General features: G+C 68.0%; 3 protein-coding genes. 2 read left to right on the plus strand and 1 reads right to left on the minus strand.

Features of this window, described 5'->3' with window-relative positions; genetic code table 11:
- Positions 1–95: 95 nt before the first annotated feature.
- The gene (locus ACZ6D7_RS47210) at positions 96–374 is read right to left on the minus strand and encodes a hypothetical protein (protein WP_469505089.1); all 279 of its coding nucleotides are present in this window, start codon (positions 372–374) and stop codon (positions 96–98) included.
- Positions 375–882: 508 nt separating this feature from the next.
- On the opposite strand from ACZ6D7_RS47210, the gene ACZ6D7_RS47215 reads away from it, so the two are divergent.
- Both ACZ6D7_RS47215 and ACZ6D7_RS47220 read left to right on the plus strand, forming a co-directional pair.
- On the plus strand, positions 883–2,148 hold the full coding sequence (locus ACZ6D7_RS47215) for a P-loop NTPase (protein ID WP_469505081.1): 1,266 nt from the start codon (positions 883–885) through the stop codon (positions 2,146–2,148).
- A gap of 16 nt (positions 2,149–2,164) precedes the next feature.
- Positions 2,165–3,495 (plus strand): tetratricopeptide repeat protein (locus tag ACZ6D7_RS47220; RefSeq protein ID WP_469505083.1); only part of this gene is annotated, 1,331 nt, incomplete at its 3' end.

Below are 3,495 nucleotides of genomic sequence, written 5' to 3' on the forward strand. Positions count from 1 at the left end.
CGAGAGGACCCTCAGTAAGTCCCATCGTTGCAGGTCAAGAGCACTTTCCGTTTTCTGATCAGCCCTCGGACAGCCTGCTTCGTGAAAGCGCGAGGCTAGCCCATGGCATCGCTCGCCAGAGCTCGCAGTCGCCGCCAGCAGATGAGTGCACATCCGAGGGCGAGGAAGGCTTCGTGGATGTCGTCGCGGATCTCCCAGCGGATCCGGAGTCGGCGGAACCAGTGCACCAGTCCGACCGCTGTCCAGGTCAGCCACTCCCGGACGGTGTCCGGGTCGGTCGTCGACGGGCACAGCGCCCACGGCGCCGTCAGCCGACGCGCGGTGAACAGCTGCTCCAGCGCCGCCCGGCGCCGCCGGTATGGCCACGCCAGCATGTCGGTGCCCCAGCCGGAGCAGATCGAACGCGACGAAGTGAGCTGGCCACTCCTGTGCGAGCCGATCCGCTCCGCTACCACGCCGCCGTAGTCGCCCCTGGAGGCGCTCGAACGCCAGTCGTCCGGCTTCCCACACCACCAGCTCACCGTCCAGCGCCGTCGCTTCCCCCAGCGGCGCAGCCCCGGCCAGGACCTCTGGGAATGCTGGACCCAGTTCCGTGCCGCGCCTCGAGCGCAGACCACCCGGCCGCTGTCCACGAAGAGACTTGTGCGGAATCCTTCCCATTTCAGTTATGCGCTGTTGACCTGTCCGTCTGCGACTCACCGGCCGAGAAGGGTATGAGGTCGGCACGGTTGGCAAGGAGGAAGCGGTGAATTTCCATGCTTCAGGAGACGACACTTGGTTCAGCAGCTGTAGCCGATAGCCGAGGTTTCCAAGGCGAGGCTGCGCGGGGGCGGTGCTAGGTACAGGTCAGGGGGCGCTGTGCGATGGTCGAAGGTGCGTTCGATGCTGATCGCCGGTGGTCTAGGCGCGGCGTCAGGGGCTGGGGCGGCGTTGGCGAATTTCGTGTCGCCGCCGGTGGCCGCAGGGCTTGGCGGAGGTGCGAGTCTGCTCGGGTTGTACGGAGCGGCGCGGTGGGAGCGACGGCAGGAACTGGCGCATGCGGACACGGCATGGGGGAATGCGGTGCTCGCCGGTCCGGCATCGGTGGCAGGGTCCCGCTCTGCTGCTCAGGCAGGCAGTGTCTTTCACAGCCTGAATCCGGACGAGCGAGTCGTTCCCTTCTCCCCGCTGCGTCGGCCTCAGCTGCTGAGCCTGATGGAGTGGTGTCGTGGGCCCAGTGAGAAGCGGTTGTGGCAGGTAACGGGCGGCGCAGGTAGCGGTAAGACCCGGCTGCTCATCGAGGCGGTGGAGCAGCTAGCCGGGGAGGACTGCGAGTGCGGTTGGGTGAGGCATGGCCAGGCCCTCGCTGCCGCCGAGGCTGCAGTGGCGCGCCCCGGCCGTGTGGTGCTGGTCGTTGATGACGTGGATGCCTCACCACGTCAGCAAGATGACCTTGCCGGCATGTTGGTTATTCTGGCGCGGGTCTCCGCAGGACGGGTCAAAGTCGTCTTGTGCGGAAGAGAGTTCGCCTCCTGGTGGTCAAGGATCCGCGCAGCCATGGATCCCGCCGACCACGCAGCCCTCACCCCGGCCGGCCGGACTGCCCTTACCTCCTCCCTGGCCGACGCTGGGGATCAGAACGGGCAATTCCAGGGCGCGGTTAGGCACTACGCCCGCCACTTCGAGCGCCCCGTCCCCATCGCCTCACTCAGCAGCACTACCATCGCGATCTCGATCGCCGAACTCCACGCTGCAGCCGCCATCACCGCCTACAACGGCCTGACGGGACCGGTCGACCTCACCACCGCACTGCGCCAGCTGTTTACCACAGAAGAAGCATGGTGGCTCACCAACGCTGCAGAGCAGCAACCAGCCATCACCCTGGCCTTGCCGGTCCTGCAACGCGCGATCACCGCCGCCACACTCGTCGGGGCCGACAACATGGACCAAGCGGTCCGACGCCTGGCTCACCTGCCCGGTCTGACAAACAGCAGCACCGAACACCTCACTGAGCTCGCCCTATGGCTCCACCAGCTCTACGCCCAGCGCAGAGGCCAATGGCTCGATCCACACCTCCCGGCCTATCTGGCCGATCGCTACGCCGCACTGTGCGTGACCGCTCACCCTGGCCTGCCCGCCGCCCTCGCCACTGCCGCCCTCACCGCCTGATAGGAAGATCTCTGCCATGGCCACAGCATCTCTTCCCAGCGCCGATGCCCCCGCACAACTGATCAAGCGCCTCATCCGTGCCACCCACCACACACCAGAGGCGGCCGCCGGGCTGATCGCCGTCATCAACGCCGACCCCAAAACCTACCTTCCGCTCGCCCTCACCACCGCTCACTACGGGGCCGGCCCAGTTGACACGGCCTTAGCTGCAGCGATCGCGAACACGGATCTCACGTATGAGGAGTCAGCCACGCTGGAGGAGATGATCCCGCGGACGATCGGCATCCTCCCGCACGCTGTGCTGGCCTTTGCCAGGCAACGGAACCGAAAGGCTGTCGGCGACACCGAGCTCGCCAGAACCCTCCGGAGTCTCGGGCTCCGGTTGGGTGAGGTGGGGCAGCGTCGCGAGGCGCTCGCAGCCGCCGAGGAAGCTGTGGCCCTGTACCGGCAACTGGTGGCGGCCGACCCCGAAGCCCACACCCTCGACCTCACCAGAGCACTCCAGAGTTTCGGGTACCAGTTGGGTGAGGTGGGGCAGCGTCGCGAGGCGCTCGCAGCCGCCGAGGAAGCTGTGGCCCTGCACCGGCAGCTGGTGGCGGCCGACCCCGACGCACACACCCCCGACCTCGCCGTGACGCTCTGGATTCTCGGGTTCCGGTTGGGTGAGGTGGGGCAGCGTCGCGAGGCGCTCGCGGCCGCCGAGGAAGCTGTGGCCCTGCACCGGCAGCTGGTGGCGGCCGACCCCGACGCACACACCCCCAACCTCGCCAGAGCACTCCGGAGTCTCGGCTACCAGTTGGGCAGGGTGGGGCAGCGTCGCGAGGCGCTCGCAGCCGCCGAGGAGGCTGTGGCTCTGTCCCGGCAGCTGGTGGCGGCCGACCCCGAAGCCCACACCCCCAACCTCGCCTTGACGCTCCAGGCTCTCGGGGTCCATTTGACTGATGTGGGGCAGCGTCGCGAGGCGCTCGCAGCCACCGGGCAGGCAGCCATCCTGTTGCGCCACCTGGCGGAGGCTGACCCCAATTCGCACACCGTTGCCCTCGCTTTGACTCTCACGACCCTCGGGACCTGCTTGGGTGAGGTGGGGCAGCGTCGCGAGGCGCTCGCGGCCGCCGAGGAAGCTGTGGCCCTGTACCGGCAACTGGTGGCGGCCGACCCCGAAGCCCACACCCCCGACCTTGCCGGAACACTCCAGACTCTTGGCGTCCGCTTGGGTGAGGTGGGGCACCATCGCGAGGCGCGCGCAGTCGCCGAGGAAGCTGTGGCCCTGTACCGGCAACTGGTGGCGGCCGACCCCGAAGCCCACACCCCCGACCTTGCCGGAACACTCCAGACTCTTGGCGTCCG

The organism is Streptomyces sp. NPDC041784, assembly GCF_055591025.1.